Origin of the sequence: Sorangium sp. So ce295 (assembly GCF_051527405.1) — a bacterium.
Classification (GTDB): Bacteria; Myxococcota_A; Polyangia; order Polyangiales; family Polyangiaceae; genus Sorangium; species Sorangium cellulosum_B.
In genome coordinates this window covers 9,138,728-9,164,050 of record NZ_CP150324.1, presented here as the reverse complement: position 1 = coordinate 9,164,050, position 25,323 = coordinate 9,138,728, and the positions used below count along the sequence as shown (strand labels likewise).

General features: G+C 70.2%; 20 protein-coding genes and 1 pseudogene. 13 read left to right on the top strand and 8 right to left on the bottom strand.

Features of this window, described 5'->3' with window-relative positions; genetic code table 11:
• Positions 1 to 37: 37 nt before the first annotated feature.
• The 6 genes from WMF11_RS34710 to WMF11_RS34685 all read left to right on the top strand — a co-directional run bounded on the left by WMF11_RS34710 (position 38) and on the right by WMF11_RS34685 (position 7,563).
• On the top strand, positions 38 to 850 hold the full coding sequence (locus WMF11_RS34710; RefSeq protein ID WP_437903536.1) for a multinuclear nonheme iron-dependent oxidase: 813 nt from the start codon (positions 38 to 40) through the stop codon (positions 848 to 850).
• On the top strand, positions 847 to 1,491 hold the full coding sequence (locus WMF11_RS34705; RefSeq protein WP_437973768.1) for a hypothetical protein: 645 nt from the start codon (positions 847 to 849) through the stop codon (positions 1,489 to 1,491). Before WMF11_RS34710 ends, WMF11_RS34705 begins: the two co-directional genes overlap by 4 nt.
• A gap of 46 nt (positions 1,492 to 1,537) precedes the next feature.
• The gene (locus tag WMF11_RS34700; RefSeq protein WP_437903534.1) at positions 1,538 to 2,821 is read left to right on the top strand and encodes a glycosyltransferase; all 1,284 of its coding nucleotides are present in this window, start codon (positions 1,538 to 1,540) and stop codon (positions 2,819 to 2,821) included.
• A 59-nt stretch (positions 2,822 to 2,880) separates the two neighbouring features.
• Positions 2,881 to 3,480, top strand: a complete 600-nt coding sequence (locus WMF11_RS34695; protein ID WP_437903533.1) for a 2OG-Fe(II) oxygenase — start codon at positions 2,881 to 2,883, stop codon at positions 3,478 to 3,480.
• A 75-nt stretch (positions 3,481 to 3,555) separates the two neighbouring features.
• Positions 3,556 to 5,541, top strand: coding sequence for a radical SAM protein (locus WMF11_RS34690; RefSeq protein ID WP_437973767.1), 1,986 nt, complete (start codon positions 3,556 to 3,558; stop codon positions 5,539 to 5,541).
• Positions 5,542 to 6,123: 582 nt separating this feature from the next.
• Positions 6,124 to 7,563: a family 43 glycosylhydrolase gene (locus WMF11_RS34685; RefSeq protein WP_437973766.1), complete on the top strand. Its 1,440-nt coding sequence runs from the start codon at positions 6,124 to 6,126 to the stop codon at positions 7,561 to 7,563.
• Between the two features lie 35 nt (positions 7,564 to 7,598).
• Here the strand turns inward: WMF11_RS34685 and WMF11_RS34680 are convergent, their stop codons facing one another.
• From WMF11_RS34680 to WMF11_RS34655, 6 genes are all read right to left on the bottom strand, one after another.
• Entirely contained in the window at positions 7,599 to 8,558 is a 960-nt protein-coding gene (locus tag WMF11_RS34680; protein ID WP_437903530.1) for a helix-turn-helix domain-containing protein, read from the bottom strand.
• 13 nt (positions 8,559 to 8,571) lie between these two features.
• Complete coding sequence (locus WMF11_RS34675) at positions 8,572 to 9,540, bottom strand: NAD(P)-dependent alcohol dehydrogenase (protein ID WP_437979368.1); 969 nt, start codon at positions 9,538 to 9,540, stop codon at positions 8,572 to 8,574.
• A gap of 153 nt (positions 9,541 to 9,693) precedes the next feature.
• Positions 9,694 to 10,062 (bottom strand): hypothetical protein, encoded by a 369-nt coding sequence (locus WMF11_RS34670; protein WP_437973765.1) that lies wholly within the window; start codon positions 10,060 to 10,062, stop codon positions 9,694 to 9,696.
• 250 nt (positions 10,063 to 10,312) lie between these two features.
• Positions 10,313 to 11,668 carry a TfuA-like protein gene (locus WMF11_RS34665; protein ID WP_437973764.1) on the bottom strand — a complete coding sequence of 452 codons (1,356 nt, stop codon included), beginning with the start codon at positions 11,666 to 11,668 and terminating at the stop codon, positions 10,313 to 10,315.
• Positions 11,665 to 12,918 carry a YcaO-like family protein gene (locus WMF11_RS34660; protein WP_437973763.1) on the bottom strand — a complete coding sequence of 418 codons (1,254 nt, stop codon included), beginning with the start codon at positions 12,916 to 12,918 and terminating at the stop codon, positions 11,665 to 11,667. The genes WMF11_RS34665 and WMF11_RS34660 overlap by 4 nt, the downstream gene beginning before the upstream one ends.
• A gap of 146 nt (positions 12,919 to 13,064) precedes the next feature.
• A complete protein-coding gene (locus WMF11_RS34655; RefSeq protein ID WP_437973762.1) occupies positions 13,065 to 14,726 on the bottom strand; it encodes an L-lactate permease in 1,662 nt (553 codons plus the stop codon).
• Between the two features lie 305 nt (positions 14,727 to 15,031).
• Between WMF11_RS34655 and WMF11_RS34650 the strand changes: the two genes are divergently transcribed.
• The 4 genes and pseudogenes from WMF11_RS34650 to WMF11_RS34635 form a co-directional block, all read left to right on the top strand.
• Complete coding sequence (locus tag WMF11_RS34650; RefSeq protein WP_437709522.1) at positions 15,032 to 15,352, top strand: hypothetical protein; 321 nt, start codon at positions 15,032 to 15,034, stop codon at positions 15,350 to 15,352.
• 533 nt (positions 15,353 to 15,885) lie between these two features.
• Positions 15,886 to 17,031, top strand: a complete 1,146-nt coding sequence (locus WMF11_RS34645) for a hypothetical protein (protein ID WP_437973761.1) — start codon at positions 15,886 to 15,888, stop codon at positions 17,029 to 17,031.
• A gap of 230 nt (positions 17,032 to 17,261) precedes the next feature.
• Positions 17,262 to 17,642, top strand: a complete 381-nt coding sequence (locus tag WMF11_RS34640) for a hypothetical protein (protein WP_437973760.1) — start codon at positions 17,262 to 17,264, stop codon at positions 17,640 to 17,642.
• A 73-nt stretch (positions 17,643 to 17,715) separates the two neighbouring features.
• Positions 17,716 to 17,859 (top strand): annotated as a pseudogene (locus WMF11_RS34635) (Uma2 family endonuclease); the annotation flags it as partial.
• A gap of 336 nt (positions 17,860 to 18,195) precedes the next feature.
• Here the strand turns inward: WMF11_RS34635 and WMF11_RS34630 are convergent.
• The gene (locus tag WMF11_RS34630) at positions 18,196 to 20,685 is read right to left on the bottom strand and encodes an SUMF1/EgtB/PvdO family nonheme iron enzyme (RefSeq protein WP_437973759.1); all 2,490 of its coding nucleotides are present in this window, start codon (positions 20,683 to 20,685) and stop codon (positions 18,196 to 18,198) included.
• 188 nt (positions 20,686 to 20,873) lie between these two features.
• Between WMF11_RS34630 and WMF11_RS34625 the strand changes: the two genes are divergently transcribed.
• The 3 genes from WMF11_RS34625 to WMF11_RS34615 all read left to right on the top strand — a co-directional run bounded on the left by WMF11_RS34625 (position 20,874) and on the right by WMF11_RS34615 (position 24,223).
• On the top strand, positions 20,874 to 21,431 hold the full coding sequence (locus WMF11_RS34625) for a DJ-1 family glyoxalase III (RefSeq protein ID WP_437973758.1): 558 nt from the start codon (positions 20,874 to 20,876) through the stop codon (positions 21,429 to 21,431).
• Between the two features lie 82 nt (positions 21,432 to 21,513).
• Positions 21,514 to 22,317: an SDR family NAD(P)-dependent oxidoreductase gene (locus WMF11_RS34620; protein WP_437973757.1), complete on the top strand. Its 804-nt coding sequence runs from the start codon at positions 21,514 to 21,516 to the stop codon at positions 22,315 to 22,317.
• A gap of 157 nt (positions 22,318 to 22,474) precedes the next feature.
• The gene (locus WMF11_RS34615) at positions 22,475 to 24,223 is read left to right on the top strand and encodes a carbon starvation CstA family protein (RefSeq protein ID WP_437973756.1); all 1,749 of its coding nucleotides are present in this window, start codon (positions 22,475 to 22,477) and stop codon (positions 24,221 to 24,223) included.
• A gap of 3 nt (positions 24,224 to 24,226) precedes the next feature.
• Here WMF11_RS34615 and WMF11_RS34610 read toward each other — a convergent pair whose 3' ends face one another.
• Complete coding sequence (locus tag WMF11_RS34610; protein WP_437973755.1) at positions 24,227 to 25,276, bottom strand: Glu/Leu/Phe/Val dehydrogenase dimerization domain-containing protein; 1,050 nt, start codon at positions 25,274 to 25,276, stop codon at positions 24,227 to 24,229.
• Positions 25,277 to 25,323: the final 47 nt, after the last annotated feature.

Sequence of the window (25,323 nt, the reverse complement as noted above, 5' to 3'; positions counted from 1 at the left end):
TCGCCCGCGGCAGCGGCCTCCTCACGGGAGTGATCCGATGGCTGTCCACATCGGCATGAGCTACCATCCGGAGCTCCACGACCTGCTGTGGCGAGCCAGGGATGAGGGGCTCGTCGACTTCCTGGAAATACAGCCGGAGCGATACATCTACAGTCACTTCGAGAGGGGCCAGATGAAGCGGCTGCTCTCCGACTTCGGCACGTCGTACTGCTTTCATTTCGCCTGCAACTCGCTGGGCAGCGCCGATTATCGCCTCGATCGCAACGCGCGGGCGCGTCGAGACGTCGTCAATCGGTTGGCCCCGCGCTGGTGCTCGGATCACATGACGTCCTGCCGCATCGGCGACCTCGACCTCGAGAAGAACCTGCCTCTGCTGCGGACCGACGAGACGCTGCAGATCCTCGTGGAGAACATCAAGCTCTTTCAGGAGGGCCTCGCCGCGCCGTTCCTGCTCGAGAACATCGCCACGATGTGGGAGCTGAAGCGATCGACGATCGCTCACGACGACTTCTTTGCCCGGGCCGTCGAGATGGCCGACTGCGGCATCCTGCTCGACCTCCACAACCTGTACGCCGACCAGCTCAACCACGGGCTGGACCCGAGAGCGTTCATCGATCACTTGCCGGCGCACCGTATAAGGCAGCTCCACCTCGCCGGAGGCTCCTCTCACGACGGTTACTATTATGATGGCCACGATCACGAGGTCCCCGAGGTCGTCTTCGAGCTGCTGGAGTACCTCCTGGAACGGGCGACCCCGGAGGCCGTGATCCTGGAGCGTGAGGCGCGCTTCAAGGACCTGCCCAGGGTGTGGGATGATCTCGTCCGGATTCGAGGGATGTGCCAGCGATGAGCCGCACGAGCGTCGCCCGCTGGCAGGAGCGCTACCTGAGGAGCCTCGTCCAGGGGGGGACTGCCGAGGGAGCCGAGCTCGGCGACGAGCTATCCCAGTACAGCGAGTCGTGCCTGGCGAGCATCGCCACGTCGTTCAGGGCTTCGATACAGCGCTCGGTCAAGAGCCACTATCCGGTGTTCTGCGGCCTCACGGCGAGGAGGCGGCGGCTCTGGGACTGCCTCTATTCTCACGTCAGCATGGATACCGATCGAGGAGCCATGATCAAGAAGATCTTCGGCGTCCTGTATTCATGGGCGGAGCGCCTGGACGGCGCATGTCTCTACAGAGACCTCCTGAGGGTGGAGCGGGCGGTCGCCCTCGCGCAGTTTCATCAGGCGCGGCCCCGGATCACGGGGCCCCTCAACATGGACACCTCCCGCTTCGGGATCCACGACAGCGGCCACCTTTACTGCATGAAGCTCGCCTCGAACGTCATGGACCTGTATCCAGAGATCGATCGCATCAGCGTCCTTCAGGGCAGAGGAGAATCCATCTACGCGATCTACTACTCCCGCGACAGGCAGGGCGTGATGACGCATCGGCTCTCGAAGCAAGCCGCCGAGGATCCCTGCAACCTGCTGAGAGGTGAGCTGAGCTGAGGCGGACGCCGGGCCCGCCCGCGCCTGCAGCGAGGAGATCTGCGCGATGAAGATCTGCATCATCAGCAAGTTCCCACCCATTCAAGGGGGCGTCAGCACCAGGACCTACTGGATGGCGTATGCGCTCGCCAAGCGCGGCAATCAGGTCTGGGTCGTCACGAACGCCGATGAAGCAGAGGCAGATTGCCGGATGGCCATGACCCCATCCGACAGGCGGCGGCTACAGATCCGCTTCGCGAACGGTGGCTCCGTCCGCTACGTCTCGTCGGAGCGTCCTGGGTACGACCTCTACGTCCCCTGGGCGAACCCGTACGTGACCAAGCTGGCCTCCATGGCGACGGACATCGTCAGGGAACACTCCTGCGACCTGATCTACGCCTACTACCTGGAACCGTACGGGATGGCTGCGTCTCTCGCGGCGCAATGGACGGGGGTCCCCTGCGTCCTGGCGCACGCGGGGAGCGACATATCGGTCCTGATGACGAGGCCGTGGCTGAGGACCTCCTACGCCGAGATCCTGAAACGGGCGCACAGGGTCGTGACGGCGAAGCACTTCGATGACCTCTTCGTGGGGCTCGGCGTGAAGAAGAGGCGGCTCTACTACCTCGGCTCCGACTCCCTCCCCACGCACTGCTTCCGCCCCGGTGCGCCGAGGCTCGACGTGAACGAGCGCCTGGCGGAGGCGCTCGCCGGCAACGACTGGCTCCATGCGTGCTTCCGCGAATCCGCCCCGAAGACCTTCGATCCCCGTGTCCCCACGCTCGGGATGTACGGCAAGATCGATCAAGCGAAGGGCATGTTCGACTTCATCCGGGCGCTGGGAATGGTGAAGCGCCGGGGCGTCGACGTCCAGGCGATCATGATGTGCGGCGGCGCCGAGAGGAGCTGCCGCGAGCTCGCCGCGTTCATCCGTGAAAACCGGGTGGAGGAGAGCGTCTGGCTGCTCCCGTTCATGCCGAACTGGGTGATCCCGAGCTTCATCAACACCACCACAGCGACGTGCTTCCTGGAGCGAGACTTCTTCATCGACTACCACACGCCGGGCGTACCGAGAGAGGTGCTCGCGTGCGGCAGCTGCCTCGTCCTGTCGGGTGATATCCACAAGAAACGAGGTTACAAGGAGGGCCTCGTGGACGAAGAGAACTGCCTCCTCGTGCGGGATCCGAGGGACCACGAAGCGCTGGCCAGCAAGCTCGAATGGGTCGCGCGCAACCCCAGGGAGGCGGAGCAGCTCGGGCGTCGTGGCCTCCTCCTCTCGCGCATGTGGGAGGATTTCGACGAGTACATGGAGGATCTGCATACCATGTTCCATGGATTCGTCGGCGCATAGGGCTTCACGGCGCTCCCCCTCCCGGATGCTGGCCTCTGTTCCTTGAGACATCGCGGGCGATGAAGATACAAGAAACCACGGTCAACGGACGCAAGGTCATCCTCGTGGATCACCTCTTCCGCAAGAAGAAGATCGAGCAGGTCTACCGGACCCTCTCGGAGTCCTACGTCTACTACCGAGGGCAGCTCAGCTCGAGCGCGGATCACTTCCCGAAGATGGTGGCGCACTTCGTGGACCTCGAGGCGTTTCAGGCGCTCTTCTTCTACGAGGAAGTCTTCGGCCTCATGAAGCAGTGCTACGCGGACGTGCCCCACCACCTCTACAAGGCGTACGTCAATCAGACGTCCTACGGCGACGTCAACTACCCGCACGTCGACTGCAAGCCGCGTCGCCGAGACGTGACGGTGCTCTATTACGCCAACCCGCGCTGGGACCGCGAATGGGGGGGAGAGACGATGCTCTACGACGACTCGGGGGCCTTCAACCTGGCCGTCTTGCCGGCCCCTGGGCGCGTCTTGATCTTCCCGGGCGTGACATGGCACTGCGCGGGCATTCCGAGCAGGGTGTGCCCCGTGTCGCGGTTCACGCTGGCCATGAAGTACACGCTGTCCGCCAAGGACGCCCGGGAGGTTCGCTCGAGCAGGCCGCGAGATGCGTGATCGAGGCGCTATGTTCAGGGAGAGAGCGGCGATCCGCGGAACCGGAAACACGAATTCAATCGATGGGGGGTCGCCATGAGGATCAAGACGCACCTGGTGTCGATGCCGTGGGCCGATGTCTATGTCCCCTCGGTCCAGCTCGGCGCGCTGAAGGCGCATCTCGATGCCGCGTTCCCCGGCCGCTTCACGACCAATACGTACTCTGCATTCTGCTCGGTGTTCCTCGACGCCGGCGAGTCGGACCTGTACTCGGAGCTCTCGGAGTTCAGGGAGTTCCCGTACTTCCTCCTCGCTCTGGAGCGGTTCATGAGGCCGCGCGCGTCCGTCGAGGGAGCCCCCTCCCTCGACGAGCTGCTCTCGATCGTGAACGCTCCGAAGCGCGGTCGCGTCAAGCTCACGAAGCGCTCGCTGACCCGCCTGAGGAACGCGACGCACAGGTACATCGACGCAGCGCTGGGGCCGGAGCTCATCCGGAGCGGCGTGAACCTGATCGGCTTCACGCTTAATTACAACCAGGTCTATTCGTCCATTTACTGCGCCCTCTACCTGGGCCAGCGGTACCCGGATCACAGGTGCGTCTTCGTGTTCGGTGGGGCGAGCGCGGCGGCGCCCAGCGTCGCCGACGTGCTGAAGCGGCTAGGCATTCGCGGGTTTGGTGTGCTCGGAGAGGGGGAGAAGAAGCTGGAGCGGCTCGCGGCCGCCTACCTGCGTACCCCCCTGAGCGAGATGGATCGTCTCCACGACAGCATCCCCGGCGAGGTGCAGGGGATCTATGACATCCAGACCAACCAGATGGATCTCTTCACGAGAGATCCGGCGAACTTCGCATCGCAGCTCGCATCCATCCGAGACCTCGGCGTCCCGGATCTGGAGGAGTACTTCCGGGCCGTCAGGAGGGTGTTCCGGGGCGCGGAGGTGATCCGACCGTTCAGCAAGAACGTGATGCTCCCCGTCGAGGGGAGCCGGGGATGCTTCGCCAAGTGCGATTTTTGCGGCATCAACGTCAACTGGGAGGGCTTCAGAAAGCGGCTCGCGGCGGACATCGTCAAGGATGTGCTGTCCATGACCAAGCGCTACGGGGTGCGGCGTGTCCTGTTCATGGACAACGTCTGCGACACATGGGCGGAGGGCTATGCCGATGAGCTGATACGGCTCAACATCCAGATTCCGGCGACGATGGAGCTCCGGGCGCACCACCCTGAGAGGTTCTGGACGAAGCTGGCCCTGGCCGGGGTCGACGCTGCTCAGGTTGGGATCGAGTCCCTGGCCTCGTCCCTGATCCGACGAATGAACAAGGGGACCAGGGCGCGGCAGAACATCCTCGTTCAAAAGTGGCTGAAGGAGCTGGGCATCCGCTCGCTCTCGAACCTGATCATCGGGCACCCCCGCTCGACGATGGATGACATCGCCGAAACACAGCGGATCATCAAGGAGACGCCCCACCTGGGGAACTACAGCCTGTCGGATTATACGTTGTCTTATGGAAGCCCTCTCTTCAACCAGCTCGGTCCTGATGAGATGGCGCGGCTCAGGCCCGATACCTATCTGGAAGGTCTGGAGGGCGTCGAGCGATTCCTCGTGCCCTACTACGGCTACTCGGCGCCCGAGGGGTGGTTTGAGCCCGGCGTGATCGAAGGCTGGCGCAGCTTTGCCGGATGGTACGAGGAGCACGTCCAGTGGGAGCGTGGGATACCAGCCATGGAAGTTCACAGGGTGGGCCCGGGCGAGCTGCTCATCAGGGACGAGCGCTCCGGGGATCTCGTCGAGACGGTTCTCGATGGAGAGCTCGCGTGCATCTATGATCTGTGCCACGCCGGCATGGATCCAGGGCGAGCGGCAGCGGCCGCCGGGCTCCAGCAGGAGAAGGTCTTGCGGCTGCTCGGTGAGCTCGTCGAGCGGCGCCTCGCGCTCGAGGTGGAAGGCCACTTCATCTCCCTGGCGCTGAGACCCAGGGATGAATTGCTCCGGAATCACTACGTAGCATCGGCAAGCCGGCAGACGGAGGCGACGAGGCCCGCGGAGGCGAAGCCGCAGGCGAGACGACTCTCGCTGATAGGATGACGGCGGAATCCTCGTGGCGGCGGCGCCGGCTTCCCGCGGCGCCGACCACGCATCACCCCCCACGCGGCGCCCTCGTTCGCCAGGCATGCTCGCCTCCTCCCGCCCCCCTTCGCTGTCGCGCGCGGGATGCGGCGCCTGGACGACGAGGGCTACGCGTCTTTGGCAAGAGACTTTCCTTCTGCTTCGAGGGCAGCCTTGATGACCCCGATCGCCTTGGGGCCCACGCCATGAAGCGCCATGAGCTGGGCTTCCGTGAGCCGAGCGACCTGGTCCAGGCGAGAGACGCCGGCCGAAGCGAGCGCCCGCAGCGCCGGCTTCCCGATGCCCTTCGGAAGTGGAGATTCCGGTCGTTCTCTCGTTCTGCTCGCCATGCGCCTCGTTCCATGTCGGTTGTCGCCTGGGTCGCTAGCGTTCAGCTTCGCCGGCGAGCCTCAGCGCCATGAACACGTACAGAATGTCAGGTACAGCGACCGTGGTACAACATCGTAGCACTCCCGTGCCGGGGTAGCAGCGGCCGGGCCGTGCCGCGGCCGGACCCAGGTCCCTGTTGCCGAGCATGGCAGTCCTCGAGGAGCCCGTCGCATGAACGCCGACGCCATCGTCCTGCAGACGCCGCCTGGCGCACCGTTCACCTTCGGAGTCACCGTCAACCGCAGAGCGCCGCGCAGCTTCCTGGTGACCGAGCCGGGGCAGGACGGGCGGCGTTATGAGCTCGCCCGGGTGGAGCAGCCGGACTACCTCGACCTCTTCGAGGCGCTGGCGCGCGATCTCGGGACCCGCACGCCGCTCGCCCGCACCCCGCCGCCGCCGCGGAAGGGCGGGGCGCCGCTGCGGCCCCTGCTGACCGAGGCCATCGCGCCGGAGATCCTCTACGGCTATGGCGACCCGTGCGTGGTGCGGGTGGGCGAGCGCGCGTGGCGCTTGCTCGTGACCTCGAACGACGCGCCGAACGCCTTTCCCATCCTGGCCTCGAACGACCTGACGACCTGGCGGCTGACCGGCTTCGTCTTCCCGGAGGGGCGCGCGCCGGCCTGGACGCTGACCGGCCGCAACCAGGCGGACTTCTGGGCGCCGGAGATGCACCGGGTCGGGAACGAAATCTGGCTCTGCTTCACGGCCCGAATGCACGACCGCTCGCTGGCGATCGGCCTCGCCCGAGGCGCGAGCCCGGACGGCCCGTTCGAGGCGGAACACGCGCCGATCGTCACCGGGGATGTGATCGACGCCCACCTCCTCGTGGACGCCCACGGCGCGCCCTGGCTGGTCTGGAAAAAGGATGACAACGGCGTGTGGCCCCGCCAGCTGGCCGCCTTGCTTCACCGGGAGCCCGCCGTGGTGCGCGAGCTGTTCGTGGCCCGCAAAGACCAGCGCACCGCGGTCCTGGCGCTGACGCTGTGGCCGTGGGTGGCGACCCTCGAGCCCATGGAGCAGTTCTTCGTCCTGCAGCCGCTGATCGAGGCGGCGACCTCGGACTTCACGGGGTTCGCGGGGCGGCTGGAGGAGCTGCGGGCGCGGGCGTGCGGCGCGGAGGCGGAGGAGATCGCCGGGATATCGCGGGCGCTCAGGACCCGCATCTACGCTCAGCGGCTGTCGGCGGATGGCCGCAGGCTGGAGGGGGAGCCCGCCGTCATCCTCGAGAACGACCAGCCCTGGGAAGCGCACCTCATCGAGGGCGTCTGGATCACCCAGGAGGGCGGGCGCTATCATCTGCTTTACGCCGGCAACGACTTCTCGACCGCGTACTACGGTATCGGCGCGGCCGTGGCGGACGCCCCCACGGGCCCGTACCGCAAGTTGTCGGAGGTCTTCCTGAGCTCCAGTGAAGAATGGTGGGGGCCAGGGCACCCGTCCGTGGCCGTGGGCGCCGACGGGCGTCACCACGTGTTCCTGCACGCCTTCCGCCCCGGGGAGGCAGGGTACAAGGCGTTCCGGGCGCTGCTCGCCGCGCCGATCCGCTTCGAGGGCGGCGTCGTCTTGCTGGATACGTCGGTCTGGCCGGCGGCGCGACCCGACCCAGGTTGAGGTGACCGCCTGCTACGTGTGTGCGGCGCGTGAGATCACGCCGAGGTCTCGCGGCGCGTATTCGGCCCCTTCGCCGCACGTCTCCACTCGCCGGGCGACTGTCCGGTCCTCTGCCGGAAGAGCTTCGAGAAGTGCTGCGGGTGCTCGAATCCGAGCGCGTAGGCCACCGCGCTCGCGCTCGCGTCCGACGCGAGGAGCCGCGCCTTGGCGGCCTCGATGAGGGCTCGGTGGATGTGGTCGCGCGCGCTCGTTCCCGTCTCCGCGCGGAGGAGATCGCTCAGGTAGTCGGGCGAGTACCCGAGCGCGCGCGCGCAGGATCGAACCGTGGGGAGCCCGCCTTCGACCTGCGCGGCCGACGCGAAGCACGCGTCGAGGTGGCGGTCGAGCCGCTCCGCCACGCCGCCCGCCCGCGCTCGGACCTCGATCTGGCGCGCGTACGCGCGCTGGCAGTACGTGAAGAGGAGCTGGAGCTGCGCCGAGAGCACGTCCGGCGCGAAAGCGTCGGGAGGGACCGAGGACTCGCGCTCGATCTGCCGGACGAGGCCCGTGAACGTCTCTCGCTCCGGCCGTGTGAGGTGGAGCGCCTCGTGCGTCGCATAGCCGAAGAACCGGTACTGGTGCATCGCGTCCGAGAGCGGCGTGTCGCGCAGCACGTCGGGGTGGAAGACGACGGTCCAGCCCTCCCCCTCGTGGGCGAGCTCGCTCTCGCCGCCGATCGGCGTGATCACCTGGCCCGGCGACGCGAAGACGATGATGCCCTCCTGCCCGTCGTGCACCTGTCGCCCGAACTCGGCGTGGCATTCGTCCCCGCGCTTCAGGCTGATCACGTAGAGCCCGGACTCGATGGGTCGTCCGATGATCGGGATCTCGATGCGCAGCGGCTCCTGCCACGACGCGGCGATCACGGAGACCAGCGGATGCGCGGGCGGCGGGCGCCCGATGAGCCTGTGGATCTGCTCTATCGACCCGAGCCTCAGCGCGTCGCGTGTGCCCACGCGATTCGGGGTATCACGCGCCTACCTCGATCACAACGTTGCCCCGCTTGCGCCCCGTCTCGACGTACCTGTGCGCATCCGCGATGGCCTCGAGCGTGTAGCGCCTGTCGATGACCGGGCGGAGCGCTCCGCGCGCGACGAGCTCCGAGACCTCGGGGAGCGCGGTCTTCTTGTCGACGGACATCCCGAAGACGAGCTTCCTGCTCCCGAAGAGCCGGCTCCATGCGTCGCGCAGGTAGAGCTCGGCGCCCCCGACCGTGATCAGGTATCGGCCTCCCCGCGCGAGGCAGCGCCGCGCGCGCGCGAACGAGCTCGCGCCGACCGTGTCGAACACGACGTCGAACGCGTCGGCGCGCGCCGCGTAGTCGTCTCGCGTGTAATCGACGACGTGGTGCGCGCCGAGCGAGCGCACGAGATCGGCGTTTCGCCCGCTGCAGACCGCCGTCACCTCCGCGCCGAGGTGCCGCGCGACCTGGACGGCCGCCGTGCCGATGCTCCCGGACGCGCCGACGATCGCGATCCGCTCGGCGGTCCGGAGCCGCGCCCGGTCGCGGAGGAAGTAGAGCGCGGTGGTCGGTCCGTCGACCAGCGAGCACGCTTCTTCGTGGCTCAGGCCGGCGGGGGCGTGCGCGATCGACGCGTCCTCGGACAGGCACACGTACTGCGCGTACCCGCCGGACCCGAACCCCGTGAAGCCGAACACGCGATCGCCGGGGCGGAACCGCGTGACGCGCCGGCCGACGCGCTCCACGGTGCCGGCGACCTCGATCCCGAGCACCCGGAAGCGCCGCCGCGGCCGGAAGAAGCCGAGCACGACCCGCGCCATGACCGTGTCGCCTCGCCGCATCATCTGGCACGCCGCCGTCGCCGTTGTCGCGTGCACCCGGATGCGCACCTGATCGTCCCGCGGCTCCGGCGCGGGCATCTCGCGCAGCTCGAGGACCGAGGGAGAACCGTATCGCTCGTAGACGGCTGCCTTCATCTGCATAGGGAGCAGACTAAGGACGCGGCGGGTGTGCTCGAAAGCATCGGATCCGGGAAAGATGGATCTCTTTCCGGGATGTGCTCGGCGCGGGCGCGCCGGCGCGGGATCTCACGGGGCGATGCGCCACGCCCGAGCCCCCCGGCGGGCCTGTCAGTCGGTCTCGGGGCGCACCGACGCCGAGATGATGCCGTCCGTCTCTGCGGGTGAGCCGTCGGCGTTCCTGGGGTCGTGGATCTCGATGGTCGTGTAAACCGCCTTCAGCCGGGCGGACGAGCGGTCCTCTGCGGGCTCGCCCGGCTCCTCGGCCAGCAGCGGCTCGACCCGGGCCCTCGATGTGTCGAAGACGCGGAAGAGCGGGAGTCGATGATCCGGGATGAAGTAAAGCTCGCCGTCCGCGCCGCGAAAGAGCGTGCCCGGTACGTGCTCCTTGCCGTCGTGCGCCCGCGGGCGCGCGTCGGATACCGGCTCTGCGGCATCGGCATCCACGGAGAGCAACTCTGCTGCTTGTCGTTCCGCCATGACTCAGGTCCTCCTTGGGCAGCCCGTCGACGCCGCCGAGCGGAGGCGGTCAGGACGTCCGCCGCTCACGATCGACGGATCCTAGAGCGACAAACGGGTTGAAACCACGAGAAAAAACAAAAAATCACGGGGAGGCGGGGAGGCGGGGAGCGAGAGACGGCAAGAGGGAGAACTTCATTTTTTTTCTTCCTCCCCGCCTCCCCGCCTCCCTGTGAAAATTCTCCGGGTTTCAACGTGATTGATCGGCGCTCTAGCGCTCGCGTAGCCGGACATAATGGTACTCGCGGAGCAGCGCGCGCAGGAACATCGGCTCGTCGCGGAACCCGGCCTGGAGCGCGGCCTCCGAGAGGTCCCGCGGCACGAGGCCCTCGCCGCGCCTCTCGACGTACCATCGGAGGAGCCCCTCTCGGGACAGCGGCGCCGTGGCCAGGTCGGGGTCGGCGAGCCCGGCCTCCTCCAGCGAACGCTGCTTGTCGCGGGCGCGCGTCCAGAGCCCCACATACAGGTCGTCGAGGCGGAGCTGGTCCACGAGGTGCGCGCTGATGTGCGGCGCCGCCCAGCGCTGCACCGCCACGACCTGGGTCTCGCTTTCCATGAGGCGCGCGAACTCCTCCGCGCGGAGGCCGTTCGCGCGGAGCCAGCCCTCCATCGCCTCGGCGTTCAGCAGCCCGCGCGCGCGACGGAAGCTCAGGATGGCCTCGTCGACCTCCTCGCCCGGCGGTCGCGGCGCCTGCTCGTCCGAGAGCGCCCGCGAGAGCAGCCGCGTCAGCGCGCCCTTGCGCGCCAGCGTATAGGCGACGGGATGGAGCCGCGCCTCGTCGAGCAGCGCGCTCTGCATCCATGAACCGTCCCCGGGGTCGGCGAGCGGATCGCCGAGCGGCGCGGCGGCCTGGCGCAGCGAATCCCAGAAGATCGTGGCCTCGAAATGGTAGCGCACCTGCTTCGGCGTGAGCCCGGCCGCGAGCCTCTCCTTGATCACACGGAGCATCGCGAGCGCGTCCGCGCGCTTCTGGTCGATCTGGCGCTCTCGCAGGAAGCTCCTTAGCGCCGACAGCTCGCCCGGATCGCTCCCCTGCGCCGAGGCCTCCGAGAGCAGCCGCGGGTAGTCGCGGTCGGGATAGAACAGCCGCTTCGCGATCTGCAGCAGCGCGGCGCGGGTCGTCGGCCGGATGACCCCGCGCTCCTCCGCCGCCGCCAGCGTGGCGCGGATATTGACCATCGCCACCGAGAGCGCGCGGTATCCATAGGCGGCCGGCGCGTGCGCGACGGCGACCTCGTCGTCGTCCTCCAGCTCGGCCCGCGCGTAGGCTTCGAACACCGCGCCGACGCCTTCCATGCCGAAGGGCGACAGCTCGACCGCGCGCAGCGCGCCCATGCTGGCGCTGCCGAACACGTGCACGCCTTCGCGCATCGCCCAGAGGATCTCCTTGTGCCAGACCGCCGGCGTGCCCTCGAAGTAGCCGTCGACGATGCCTATCACCGTCGCGCCCCGCTGCACGGCGCGGTAGATGTCGCCGTGGGCCGCCGGCGGCAGGATCACCGCGTCCAGCACCTCGGCGGCGTCGGCGGCGGCCAGGGTCGGGCCCAGGAAGAGGTGGACCGTCATCCGGCCTGCCCCCGCTGCGCCCGGGCACGCGCGCCGGGCACATAGCTGCGGTCGCCGGACAGCGGCTCGAGGCCGGGCACCACCAGGCGAACGACCGGAACGCCCAGCTCCGGCCGGGTCAGCTCGAACACGATCGCCCGCGTCATGCCCGCGGCGCGCAGGCGATCGAGCTCCCACGCGACATCGGCGTTGAAGGTGTCGGCAGCAAAGGTCGGGCCCTCGGCGAAGGGGCGTCGCGGGCCAGGCCGCCCGAGCTCCTCGCGTGCAGCAGCCGTGATGTTCGGGTCGCGCTGCCGCACGTACTGGCTGGGATAGCGGTCATCACGCGAACCGGCGATCTGGGTGAGCCGGCTCTGGGCCGCCTCGGTCAACGCGCGCAGCAGCGCGATCTCGCGCACGGGATGACAGCCCATACCCTCGTTGACGCCGAGCCTCCGCAGGGCGTTGTCGCGTCGGTCGCAGATCTTGCACAGGAACGCGGGGATGCCGATGTCCGACGTGATCTCCCACACGCCGACGGCGACGTCCGCGCGCTCGTACCTGTCCAGGACCTCGCGGCAGCCTCCCTCCTGGATGCTGTCGAGATCGATCCGGGTGGCCGCGCGCGACGCCGGGCTGCGCTGCCGCCACAGGGTCGTCGCGTCGCGCTCCACCGCCTCGCACAGACCGTGGCTGATCGCCTCGAGCGCGCCGTTGCCGGAGGCCAGGCCGTTCGAGCTCGCGACGAAGCCGACCATGGTCCGGTGCATCGCGACCGTGTAGTTGGTATGCACCACCTCGAACGGCACCCACACCGGCTCGCGCTGGAGCAGGTCGACCCCCTCGATCCAGAGGATCGGCAGATCGTCGTGGAACTGAGCGCCGGAGATGCGCGGGAGCGCCTCGACGTCCACGACGCGGTGGGTGTAGCGGAGCTCCTCGTACGAGGCCAGCTTGAGCGGCAGGTCGATCCGCTCCGCGTGATAGGACTCGACCGACTCCATGAGGCCGGACGCCTGGGCCGACCGGAGATCCAGCCCCTTGCCTTGCGATACGGACAGCGAGCGGGAGTTCGGCCGACACACCATCACGACCGGGACACCGATGCTGTCGAGGCCAGTCACGTCGGCGATGCGGGTGATGCCCATGACGGGCATCAAGCGACGCACGCGGCGCAGCGTCTCGTCCGGATCTATCTGGCGGTGGGTGCCGGCGAAGTAGCCTTTCGGGACCGGGCTGTCCAGCGTGCTCGGCTCGAACCGGAGATGCATGTGGCCTCCGGAGGAGACCCGGAACGCCTCGGGGGTGTCAAGCGCCCAGGGAGCGACCGACCCGGGCCCGGTGAGCGTCAGCGGCGTTGTCCTGCTTTGCGTCGGCGCGTGCTCCGGTGCGGACTCGCCATGACCGTCTGGCCGCATCAACCCCCGCGCAGCGCCCAGCCCATCAGCCCCGCCAGCACGATATAGACGACCATGGGCGCAGCGGTTCGCCGGATCACCTGCCCTTCGCGGCCGAGGATCTGCGCGACGGCGCACGCGGCGACCACGTTGTGAACGCAGACCATGTTGCCGGCGGCCGCGCCCATGCCCTGGAGCGCCAGGATCGCGACCGGATCGTGGCCGGCGTCGGCCGCCACGCCGTGCTGGAACAGGGCGAACAGCATATTGCTGAACGTGGCGCTGCCCGCGATGAACGCGCCAAGCGCCCCGACCCACGGGGCCACGATGGGCCACGCGGCGCCGACGCTGCGCCCGGCGACGTCCGCGAGCGCGAGCGGCATCGCCGGGAGGCCCTCCGCGTTGACCCCCGAGTGGATGAACAGGCGCACGGTGATCACGGCGGCGGCGAGCGGCACCACGGTCCTGGCCGCGACGCCGCCCGCCTCGACGACCGCCTGCCCAACCGCGCGGCGCGACAGCCCGAGGAGCGCCGCGGCCGCGAGCGTCGTCATGACGAACACCGCGCCCGGCGAGTGCAGCGGCTGGAGCGTGGCCGAGATGCCGGTGCCGAAGAGCTCCCCCGGGCCGACCGTGACACCCGCGAGCGCCTCGCCGAGGGGCAGCGCGCGCACGCGCGTCACGGAGAGCAGCGCCGCCAGGAGGACGTAGGGCGCGAGCGCGCGGACGAGGCTCGGCCCGGGCCGCGGCGGCGCCTCGCGCGCGGGCGCCGCCGCGTCGCGGCCCGCCGGTGCGCCGGTCGCCGCGGCATCGGCGGGCGCCGGCGCGGGCGGGAAATCCCAGCGTTGCCTCGGCACGAGCAGCCCGCGCGACGCCAGGAGCAGCGCGAAGAGCAGGCCCACGGCGGCGCCCACGAGGCTCGGGAACTCCGGGCCGAGGGTCCAGGCCACCGCGGCCGCGGCGGCGGCCTGGGCCAGCCCCGTCGCGAGCGCGAACGGCACCGCCTTCAGGCCGTCGCGCAGGCCGCGCCGATCGCCGAAACCGGCGGCGAGCGTCAGCACGAGCACCGCGGGCATGAGCGTCCCGAGCGCGAGGTCGTAGAGCGCGATCTGGCGCCCGATGGCGGCCGCGTCGGGCGCGACCGCCCCCGCGGCGGCGCGCTCCGAGAGCCCGACGAGGCCCTGCCCCATGCCGACGATCATGGGCGTGCCCACGGCGCCGAACGAGACGGCCGTGCTGTCGCCGACGAGCGCGGCGGTCACCGCGGCGAGCGGCGGGAAGCCGAGCCCGATGAGCAGCGGCGCCGTGATGGCCGCCGGCGTGCCGAAGCCCGCGGCCCCCTCGATGAACGAGCCGAAGTGCCAGGCGATGAGCACGGCCTGCACCCGGCGGTCGCGGCTCACCGCGGCGAGCGACGCCTGGATGGCGCCCATCGCGCCGGACGCCTTCATCGCGGCGAGCAGGAAGAGCGCGCCGAAGACGATGTACAGGATGCTGATCGTGATGAAGCCCCCCTCGACGACGGCCGCGAGCGCCCGGACCGGCGGGATCCGCCACGCGAAGAGGGCGATCGCGCCGGCCGCGAGCGCGCACACCGGCATGGCGCGCGACGCCTGCCACCGCAGGCCGGCGAGGAGCACGAGGGCGGTCAGGATCGGGAGGGCGGCGAGCGCTGCGAACATGGGTCCTTGCGGAGCCCCGATCGACGACTGCCGAGCGGCCGTGCAGGCTCCTCGTAGAGCGAATACATGCAACGGCCCGACGGCGCCAGGCGTCGTCGCCGCTCGGCGGGCCCCGCGGAGATCACGCCGCTCCGCCGGGAGGAGGGCTGATCGGACAGGCCACGTCACGTCGGCTCAGACATGGTCCGCGTCCGCCGGGCTTGCGCGCCGAGGCTGGTGCGCTTGCCTCACCCATGGTATCGGTCTCTGCGCAGCGCTCCGTCATGGTGTGTCTCATCGCGTGGGCGCTGTGAGAAGGGTCGTAGATGCGAAGAATTCACATTGCTCTGGGCGTGCGTTCACTGACGGACTCCATTGCGGATTACACGCAGCGCCTGGCGGCCCAGCCGCACGTGATCGTGCCGGACCAGTACGCGCTCTGGCGCACCGACACGGTGAACTTCTCCATCCGTCAGATCCCCGCCGGCGAAGCTCCGGCGTTGCGTCATCTGGGCTGGGAGGACGACGCCGCCAGCGCCTTCTCCGAGACGCGGGATTGCAATGGGATCGTCTGGGAGGAGTTCGGTCCCGAGCAGCAGTTGCAAGAGATCCTCGGGCTCTGGCCCGACGCCCAGATCAAGCGCTGACTCCGAGCTGACAGCGAATCTTCCGGAAGGACCTCGACAGCTGGCGTCCCGAGGGACCCGCCTCGGCGGCCTGCGCAGCGGACGAGAGCCGCCCGCCGGACCGCAATGGCTTCCTCACCGCGCTCGGCGAGTCGACAGACGTTCCAGATCGCTCACCCGACGGCGCGATCGTGAGCCCGGCGCCCGGCGATCGCCTGGAGATCCCCTGAGCGGCGCGCTCCTCGCTGGCCCCCTCGCGCTGACACGCGGAGATGACGCCTGTCATGGGAGGGTGACAGCGAGGGTGTCATGAGCGCGTGACGGTGACGCGCAGCAACCCGGTCGCCGGTCGCGGCCGGCGTGTCGCGATCACGGCCTGATAGCGCCCGATCCGGCGTCTCGCCCCCGGAACAGGAGGCAGCGCCATCGCTGCGCGCGCCGGGTGGCCGCGCGCGGCATATGCGTTGCAATCGCCTTGTCATCGCCTTGTCGCGGTCGCGCCGGGGCAGCGATGGCCGTTATCCAACATCGAACTCGTGGAAAGGAAGCATGTCATGAAGAACAATGCACTGCTGCTGGGATCCCTTGTCGTCGGCATCATGGGCGCAGGTTGCGCCGTGGCGTACGAGGCCGAGGAGGGCGAGGTGGGCGACGCCCAGCAAGCGTTCGTGTCCCGTGCGTGGGCGTATGCGTGGGCGCACCAGGCGACGGGCTCGTTCACCGCGAGCTCGAGCTACTCGCGGAACTCCTCTGGAGACGTGTCCGGGCAGGGCGTGAACAACACCGTCACGCAGCTCGGTGCGGGCCAATATCGCGTGCGGTTTCCGGACGTGGGCGCGGCGCCGGGCGGTCATGTCCAGATCACGGCCTACGGCGCGGGCGCCGAGCGCTGCAAGGTCAATTCCTGGGTCAGGAGCGGCGATGACGTGGATGTTCATGTCAACTGCTTCACCGCCGGCGGCGCGCCGGTCGACACCCAGTTCAGCGTCGCCTATGTCCACAAGTCGGGCACCGGATCCTCGGGCGAGGCGTACGTCTGGGCGAACAACCCGACGGCGTCGGCGTACACGCCCGCCGCGACGTACCAGTTCAACTCGAGCGGCGTGGACAACACGATCGCTCGCGAGGGGGTGGGCTATTATGCGGTGACCCTGCCGGGGCAGACCGCGGGCGGCGCGACGGTCGAGGTGACGGCCTACGGCCCGGGCAGCGATCACTGCAAGGTCGGCAGCTGGGCGCAGTCCGGAGACGACGCGGTGGTCCGCGTGCGCTGCTTCGACAGCTCGGGCGCCCCGTCGGATAGCCAGTTCACCCTCAATTTCGCGCGCTCGAGGCCGGTGAACGGCGGGCTCTCCTACAGCTACGCCTGGGCGAACAACGCCACGGCGGCGGCGTACACGCCGAGCCTCTCCTATCAGGAAGGCTACATCGCGGGGGACCTGGGCGAGGTGGAGGCCGACATCACCGCAGGGCGCACGTCCGCTGGCCGCTACTCCGTCAGCCTGCCCGGCATGTCGGCGTCGGGCTCGAACGTGCAGATCACGGCGTACGGCACCGGACCGGAGTACTGCAAGGTCGTCGGCTGGTCCGGCACCGAGACGAACGCGAACGTCAACGTCGCCTGCTTCGATGCCAGCGGCGCGCCGACGGACACGCGCTTCGTCCTCGTGTACACGGACGACAAGTTCATCGTCCTGTGAGCTGCAGGGCGGGGGGCCTGCTCCGGCCCGCAGGCGATGGGGGCGGCGCCCAGCACGGGCGGTGAATTCTCTTCGGAGATCCGTCAGCAGCCTCGGTGAACTTGCAGGCTGTAGCTCGTTGCCCCGCCTTGCCTCGCCGTCCCACCCCGGGCAGGCTTTGCCCATGGGGCGGCCGGGTTCTTCTCGAACTTGCCGTCGTCGCCATGAAAGACCCGACGAAGCGGCGGTGGGTGGTCGTCATCGCCGTGAGCCTTGTCCCTCCGGGGCTTGCATCGCTGGAGCTCGCATGGTGCATGCCCCGCTGGCACACACCAGACGCGCTCAAGCTAGCGGCCTCGTCTCTCGGCTGTGCGTTGACCGTGTCGGTGCTGGTGCTGGTGCTGTGGCAGGCGTTCGTGAAAATCAACGATGAGGGCGTCGCTCATCCGCTGTCACGGCCGATTTCATGGGCCGAGATCGTCTCCATTCGCGGCAATGACAGGAAGATCGAGCTGAGAACCGCGTCCAGGCGTGTCGTCATCGCGCTGTGGCCCTTCCGCTCTCGTCAGGAGCTCATGGGCTACATCGCGGAGCGGCTCCGCCGGGCAGGGCGCGACGGGCTCGTCCAGTAGACACGGAGCGCCCGAGGCGCTCTCGCCTGCGCTCCGTCATGGCAGGGACGGAGCGCAGGCGCGGCCGCGCAAGCCGACGGCGCCCGGCGAGATCGACACGCTCGTGCCCGACCTCGCGGGCTGGCGCCGCGAGCGCATGCCCGAGCTGCCCGAGACGGCGTACTTCGCGCTCGCCCCGGACTGGAGCCGCGTAGTGGCTTCGCGGCCCAGCGCCGATCTCCTCGCAATTGCACGGAACCGGGACCGCGGGAACAGCGCACCGAGACAATTGGGCCATGAAACTGGCTAAATAGAGGCAGAATCTAGAGAATCAGTTCTGGATCTGGCCAAATTAAAGCTCGATTCAGAGTTTCATCTCTCGGATCCAGGTGATGGAAGGCCACATCGAGAGAATCGACTCTGGGAACCAGATCGATCTACCCAGGATCCAGAGAAAGTTCTCAGGAATCGAGCGAAACGGCCTGCCCGGGCCCTGTCGGATCGATGATCCGTGGACGCGCGGCACCGGATCCGGCCATGCCGCGCGGGAGGACGAGGGGCTCAGCGCTTCAGCTCAGGGCGCCGCCGCTCCCTGCTCGGCCGGCGCGGCCTGCGGCGCGGGGGCGGGCGGCTGCGCGGCGGCGCCCTCCTGCGCCGGCGCATCCATGGCGCAGCGGAAGCCGATCCACGCGTGCGCCGTCACTGGCGCCGCGGCGGTGCGGTACGTGGCAGAGAGCTTCTCGGGGCCGTCCAGGAAGCTGCCGCCGCGCACGACCTTGAGCGGGAAGGACGGGTCGCCCTGCGGGTTCTCGCCGCCGGGCGGCGGGAAGACGAGGCCGTCCGAGACCCACTCGGACACGTTGCCGGCGAGATCGTAGACGCCCTCCGGGGTGCGATCGCTCGGGTGGACGCCGGACGCGCAGGTCGAGACGTCGGCGCCGCGCGCGAGGCAGCCCTCGTTGCGATCGTAGCAGGCGCGCTCGCAGGCCGGCGCCTCGTCGCCCCAGACGAAGGCCCGGCCGGCCGCGCCGCGCGCGGCGACCTCCCACTCCGCCTCGGTGGGCAGCCGCCGGCCGCGGAAGCGGCAGTAGCTCTCGGCCTGGGAGTAGTCGACGCAGTTGATCGGGTGCCCGGTCGCGCCGCGGGGCTCGTTGCAGCGCCGCGTCCAGAGCTCGACCTCCCGCTGCTCCTCGGGCGTCGTCGGCGCCTTCGCGCCGGGCAGGAGCTCGGGCGTCAGCGAGACGTGATCCGCCGTGGAGCACATGCGCTGCTGCATGCAGGCCCGGTAGGCGCGGACGGTCACCTCGTTGCGATCGATGTAGAACCCGCGGGTGAGCGTCACCTGGCGCGCCTCGCCCGCGGCGCCGATCGTGGTCGAGATGGGGCCGATGAAGACCATGTCCGCCGGCGGCGCCGCGGCTGCGGCGGGCTCGGCGGAAGGCGCCGCGCCCGAGGCGCTCGCGGTCGGCGCGGCGCTGGCGGGCGCCGGCACGCCCGCCGCGGCCGTCGCGGCGCGCCCGGCGGACGACGTCGCGGTGGCGCGCGCGGCCGGCGCCTTCGCCGGCTTCTTGTCGGGCGCCCGCGTCAGGACGTACGCCGTCGCGCCGGCGCCGCCGAGCACGAGCGCCGCCACGAACCAGGGAAGCGCCGCGCGCGCGGCGCTGCGGCGCTGCGGCGGCGCTGCGACCGGCGGCGCGGCGTGCGGCGGTCCGCCCGCCGCGGCCTGGGGGTGCGGGGCCGCGCCGGCCGCAGGGGGGCCGGCGGGCGCGACCGTCTCGATCATGGAGTCCTCGACCTGCGCGGTCCTGGAGCCCCCCGTCGCCAGCGCGCCGCCCCCGTCTCTCGCCCGAGGCGCCGCGCCGCCCGTCACGCCGGCGGCCGGCAGCCCGCTCGCGCCAGCGGCCTGCGGCCCGCTCGCGCCAGCGGCCTGCGGCCCGCTCGCGCCGTGGCTCACCTTGACGATGGCAGGCCGCGCCGGGGCGGGCGCGTGCGCGTCGGCGAGCATCGTCGGCTCGCTCGGCCCGACGGCCACGCCGAGCCCCTGCGCGGCCGCGTACTCGGCGGTCGACTGCCCCGCCGCGTGCTCCGCGGAGGAACCGCCGCGGCCCGCGAAGGACCCCGCGCGCTCGCCGTGCGCCGCGGCCGTGAGCGCGTCCCAGAACTCGCCTGCGCTCGTGAAGCGGTGCTTGGGCTCGATCGCGAGCGCCTTGTCGAGCACGCGCTCGATCGCCTCGGGCGCGTCCGGGAGCCCGCGCGCGCGCAGCGTCGGGCGCACCGCCGGATCGGCCGACGCGACGTAGAGCTGCGTGGGGTCGTCCCCCTCGAGCGCGCGCCTGCCGCTCACGAGCTCGACGAAGATGAGCCCGAGCGCGAACACGTCGGTCCACGGGCCCGTCGCGCCGCGGGCCTTGTTGAACTGCTCGGGCGCGCCGTAGCGCGGCGTGAACGCGCTCGGCCCCTGCCGGGTCGCGGCGAGCGCCTCGGTGAACGTCGGGTGATCGGACAGCACCTTGGCGATGCCGAAATCGAGCACCTTCAGCGTCCGCGCCCCGCCGACCTGGGTGAGGAACAGGTTCGCCGGCTTCACGTCCCGGTGCGCGACCTTGTGCGCGTGCGCGACGGCGAGCGCGCGCGCGGCCGGGGTGAGCAGCTGGATCGCCTCGGCGATCGACATGCCGGCCTCGCCCCGCTCGCGCCGCTCCCGGAGGTATTGCCCGAGCGTCTGGCCCTCCAGCCACTCCAGCACCAGGTAGGGCACCCACACGCCGGCCTGGGTGGTGAACGCGCCGACGTCGAGCGCCTGCACGATGCCCGAGGTGGCCCGCGACAGCCGGTGCAGGATCCGCCCCTCGCCCCGCAGCGTCTCGAGCAGCGCGTCGCGCTCCGCGGCGTCGAGCGAGGCCGGCAGCTTCAGGCACTTGATCGCGATGAGCTCGCCGAAGCCCTCGTGCATCCCCCGGTAGACGACGCCGAACCCGCCGTCGCCGATGACGGCGGCGACGCGGTACTTCCCCTCGATGGTCTGCCCCGAGAGGCCAAACGGATCGTCGGACGGCTCCGCCATGCCCCGCTCCTAGCGCGTCGCCGTGCCCAGGCAAAGGGGCTTCCGCGCCGCTCGTCCCCGCAAGCTCGCGCGGCTTGATCCTTGATCTGCTCGCATACGCTCGCTCAGCCTGCGTCCGGCTTGCGCCCGCCAGCGTCCTGTGTGCGTCCGGCTTGCATCCGGCGGCCTGCGGCCCCATGCCGGCGCTGATGAAGACGCCGCGAGCGCTCGTGATCCTTGCCGAGGGAGCCGAGGAGATGGAAACGACGATCATCGTCGATGTCCTGCGCCGCGCCGAGGTCGAGGTCGTCCTCGCCGGGCTCGATGGCCCGGGCCCGGTGCGCTGCAGCCGAGGCGTGCGCCTCGTGCCGGACGCGGATCTCTCGGCCGTGACGGGCGACTTCGACGTGGTGGTCCTCCCGGGCGGCAAGGGCGGGGCCGACCGGCTGGCCAGCTCGCCGGCCGTCGGGGAGCGCCTTCATGCGCAGGCGCAGGCGGGCCGGATCGTCGCGGCGATCTGCGCCGCGCCGATCGCGCTCGCGGCGCACGGGCTCTTCCAGGGCCGCAGGATGGCGTGCCACCCGTCCGTGAACGACGTGGTGTCGGCGCACGGCGAGCTCCTCGCGAGCCCGGTCGTCGAGGACGGGCTGCTCGTCACGAGCCAGGGGCCGGGCACCGCGATGGCGTTCGCGCTCGCGCTCGTCGCGCGGCTCCGGGGCGAGGAGATCGCCGCGAAGGTGCGCGCGCCGATGATGCTGCCGGCCTGAGCGAGATCGGCGCTCGGCCGGCCGGAGTTCCTCTAGGCAATCAAGGCCGTTGGGTTTGCTTTCCGTATTCAGGGAGGTCGAGATGAAGCTTGTTTCCAAGAGCGCAATTGTCACCGGGGGTGGTCAGGGGATCGGTCTCGAGATCGCGAGAGACCTCATGAGTCGCGGCAGCAACGTGCTGCTCTTCGGCCGGACGGCGGCGAAGGTCGAGGCGGCGGCCGAGGAGCTGAACCGCGCGGCCGACGGGCCGGCGCGCGCGCTGCCCTTCCTGGGCGACGCGTCCCGCGCCGAAGACGTGTCGCGCGCCGTCGAGGCGGCGACGTCGGCGTTCGGATTGCCGGGGATCCTCGTGAACAACGCGGGGATCGCCACGCTCGCGCTCCTGACGGACCTGCCGGAGGAGGATTTCGACCGCGTCCTCGACATCAACCTGAAGGGCCCCTTCCTCTTCATGAAGGCGGTCGCCCGCGGCCTCATCGCCGCGAAGCAGCCGGGCGCTGTCGTCAACATCAGCTCCATCAACCAGGTGCTGGCGACCGACGGCATGTCGCATTACTGCGCCTCCAAGGCGGCCCTCGCGCAGCTCACCAAGGTGGCCGCGTCCGAGCTCGGGCGCCACGGCATCCGGGTGAACGTGGTGGCGCCGGGGCTCATCCGGACGCCGCTCGTCGACGGCATCGGGTTCACGGCGGGGCTCAGCGCCCAGAGGTTCCTCGAGCGCACGCCGCTCGGGCGGATCGGGGAGACGACCGACGTGGCGCCCGTGGTCTCGTTCCTCTGCAGCGAGGAGGCGCGCTGGATCACCGGCGATACGGTGTTCGTCGACGGCGGGAACAACCTCCACGGCCTGCACAGCTACTGGGACACGATGAACGCCAGCCTCTGAGGGCCGCGCGTCTCCGAGGGGGGCTCCTCCGGACCGGCACCCTCGGGCTCTGGCGCCGTGATGGGCGGGGGCCTGCGCCCGTCCGGCGACCCACCGCCGCCCTTCCCCTTCGTTTGCCGGACCACTGTCGCCCGCGGATGGCCTTATACTCCGCCGCGTGCTGCCGCTGCTCGCCCTGACCGTCATCGTCGTGCTGTGCCTTGGCTACCGCTTCTACGGGCGGATCGTCGCGCGCAACTACGCGCTCGACGACGGCGCCGTGACGCCCGCGGTGAAGGTGAACGACGGCGAGGACTACGTCCCCACGAAGCCGTTCTACCTCTTCGGGCAGCACTTCAGCGCCATCGCCGCCGCCGGGCCGATCGCGGGGCCCATCCTCGCCGGTCAGGCGTTCGGGTGGCTCCCGTGCATCCTCTGGATCGCGATCGGCGTCGTGTTCATCGGCGCGGTGCACGACTTCTCCGCGCTCATCGCGAGCGTCCGCCACGAGGCGGAGAGCGTCGCCGAGATCGCGAAGCGGCACATCGGCCGGCGCGCCTGGCTGTCGATGATGATCTTCATCTGGCTCGCGCTGTCCTACGTGATCGTCGCCTTCACGGACATCACGGCGAGCACCTTCGTCGGCAAGACCGAGGAGTTCGAGGGCGGCTCGTTCCAGTTCAACCCCGGCGGCGCCGTCGCCGCGGCGAGCGCCGCGTACCTCGGCCTCTCCATCGTCATGGGCGTCGTCGAGCGGTACCTCAAGCCGCCGCTCTGGCTCACCACGCTGATCTTCGTGCCCGCGACGCTCGGCGTCGTCTGGCTCGGCACGAAGATCTCGACAGCGTTCGTCCTGCCGCTCGACAACCCGCAGCGCGCGTTCGGCCTCATCATCCTCGTCTACTGCCTCATCGCCTCGCTCCTGCCGGTCTGGCTGCTCCTCCAGCCGCGCGGCTACCTGGGCGGGTTCGTCCTCTACATCGCGCTCGCGGTCGGCGTGATCGGGATCTTCTTTGGAAACCTCCGTTACCCGGGGGAGTTCGAGCTGCGGCAGCCCGCGTTCACCACGTTCAACGCCGGCGGCGCGACCGGCATGCTCTTCCCGTTCCTGTTCGTCACCATCGCCTGCGGCGCCTGCTCCGGCTTCCACGGGCTGGTCTGCTCGGGGACGACGTCGAAGCAGATCTCGAAGGAGACGCACACCCACCCGGTGGGCTACGGCGCGATGCTGGCCGAGGCGTTCGTCGCGCTGATCGCGCTCGCGACGCTCGTCATCGTGGCGCAGGGGACGAAGCTGGGCGGGCCGGGCAAGATCTACGGCGACGGGATCGGCAAGTTCCTCACCGTCATCATCGGCAAGGAGCACTTCCTGTTCGCCGCGACGTTCGGCGCCATGGCGTTCTCCACCTTCGTGTTCGACACGCTCGACGTCTCGACGCGCCTCAGCCGCTACATCCTCCAGGAGCTCTTCAACTGGAAGGGGCGCGTCGTGTCCGCGGCCGCGACCGCGATCTCGCTGGCGCCGCCCACGCTGTTCATCTTGACCGCGCGCCCGCCCGCGCCCGGCGTGCGGCCCGCGTACCTCGACTTCTGGACGCTGTTCGGCACGAGCAACCAGCTGCTCGCGGCGCTGACGCTCCTCGCGGTCACCGTCTGGCTGCACCGCGAGAAGCGCCGCATCTGGTACACGGCGATCCCGATGGTGTTCGTCATGACGATCACCGTGTGGGCCCTCATCCTCCAGGTGCGGACCGCGTTCACCGCCGTGCGGACCGAGGGGCTCGCGCTCAACGCGACGACGATGAACGGCCTCGTGGGGCTCGCGCTGATCGGGCTCGCTGTGTCGATGATGGTCGAGTCGGTGAAGGCGCTCAAGAACGGCCCGGCCGCCGAGCCGGCGCCCGGGCCGGGTGCGCTGACGCGGTAGCGATTACCCCGCCGCGGCGCGCTCCCGCAGGCGCGCCTCGGCCAGCCGCTCGGCGGCGAGCTGCGGCGAAACGCCGTCGCTCGCCGCGATCTCGAGGACCCTGAGGACCGTGTCGTAGATCGCCTGGACGCGCCGGTGGACCTCGGCGCGGGACCAGCCGAAGAGATCCGCGCCGCCGCTCAGCACGCCGCCTGCGTTGGCCACGACATCCGGGATGTAGAGGACGCCGCGCGCGGCGAGCGCGTCGCCGTGGCGCGGCTCGAGGAGCTGGTTGTTGGCCGCGCCCGCGACGATCTCGGCCTTCAGCTCCTGCACGGCGCGGTCGTCGAGGACGCCGCCGAGCGCGCACGGGGCGAAGATGTCGGCCTGGGCCGAGGCGATCGCGTCCGGCGGCACGATCGTGGCGCCGAGCTCGGCGGCGACGTGGCGGGCGCGATCCGGGTCGACGTCCGCGACGAGCAGCCGCGCGCCGAGCCGGTGGAGCTCCGCCGCGAGCCGGCCGCCGACGCTGCCGCAGCCCTGGAGCGCCACGGTCCGGCCCGCGAGCTCGTCGCTGCCCCACCGGTGGCGGGCCCCGGCCTGGATCGCGCGGAGCACTCCCTGCGCCGTCCACGGCGACGGGTCGCCGCCCTCGCCGGCGAGGCCCTTCACGTGGCGCGTCTCGCGCCGGATGAGCTCCATGTCCGCGGGGGTGGTGCCCACGTCCTCGCCCGTGATGAACCTGCCGCCGAGGCGCTCGATGAAGCGCCCGTGCGCGCGGAACAGCCGCTCCCGGTCCAGCGGCTCCGCGCCGCTGCGGAGGACGACCGCCTTGCCGCCGCCGACGTCCATCCCGGCGAGCGCGTTCTTGTAGGTCATCCCGCGCGACAGGCGCAGCGCGTCCACAAGCGCCGCCTCGTCGCTCGCGTACCCGAGGAGCCGCGTCCCGCCGAGCGCCGGGCCCAGCGCGGTGCTGTGGATCGCGATGATCGCGCGGTAACCCGCGGGCTCGTCCGTGCAGAACAGCACCTGCTCGTGCCCCATGGCGGCAAGGGTGTCGAACACGCTCTTCATGCCGCGCCGAGCGTACCATTCCGCGGCGACCCCCTGGGCCGGGGCGC